The organism is uncultured Vibrio sp. (assembly GCF_947488985.1).
Taxonomy (GTDB): domain Bacteria; phylum Pseudomonadota; class Gammaproteobacteria; order Enterobacterales; family Vibrionaceae; genus Vibrio.
In genome coordinates, this window is the sequence record NZ_CANLBV010000352.1 from 1 (window position 1) to 314 (window position 314).

The window sequence follows — 314 nt, forward strand, 5'->3', positions numbered from 1 at the left end:
TGGAATACGCTTGACGCTCTGCTTTCCGTTTTTCGACAGGCGCACCTTTTAAGCGTGATTCTATTCCGTAGAGTTTTGGGATTTTAGCCAGCGCCTTATCAGCCTTCCCCGACTTACCTTTACCTTGAAGCTTCTTAGCATCCATGAACTTACGACGAGCATGCGCTAAGCACACCACATTAGTGACTTGATATAGACCATCATAAGCCGCGTAGCCATCGGTTTGTAGATAACCGTTGTATACTCGTTCAACTTGAAGATGCAGGCTTGAGAACTTGAAAGTTATCATTAATTCGAGATGCCAAAGAGCCTGC

The 314-nt window shown here is 45.2% G+C and carries 1 pseudogene; it reads right to left on the reverse strand.

Annotated elements, in window-relative coordinates:
• Positions 1 to 241, reverse strand: a pseudogene (locus Q1A70_RS20620) (transposase); the annotation flags it as partial.
• Positions 242 to 314 lie beyond the last annotated feature (73 nt).